We start from the raw sequence: 293 nt of genomic DNA, 5'->3' as shown, positions 1-293 counted from the left end.
CGGAGCAGTACCAGATCGATAGCGGCGCGGGCGCGATCCCGTAGGCATAGGACTCCCGTGCGATCCGCTTGTCGTCGGCGCCATCGGCGAGCCGAACCACCACTGCCAGACCAGCCGGATAGGCGTCAAATCCCCTGGACTCGAGCGCGGTCATCAGTGCCTGGCCGCGGCCCGCGTAGATGCGTTTCATGCGACGCAAGTGCCGCATGTAATGCCCGTCACGCATGAACTCGGCCATTGCCATCTGTACTGCCGGCCCCGGTGCGGAAGACAGGCACGCTGCCGCTTCATCG

The 293-nt window shown here is 65.5% G+C and carries 1 pseudogene; it reads right to left on the bottom strand.

The features are described 5' to 3' along the window. Positions 1-244 (bottom strand): annotated as a pseudogene (locus AB4Y36_RS40515) (PLP-dependent aminotransferase family protein); the annotation flags it as partial. Between the last annotated feature and the right edge of the window lie 49 nt (positions 245-293).

The organism is Paraburkholderia sp. BR10936, from assembly GCF_040965735.1.
Classification (GTDB): Bacteria; Pseudomonadota; Gammaproteobacteria; order Burkholderiales; family Burkholderiaceae; genus Paraburkholderia; species Paraburkholderia nodosa_A.
The sequence above is the reverse complement of the archived record's forward strand: the minus strand, read 5'-3'. Positions and strand labels throughout refer to the sequence as shown.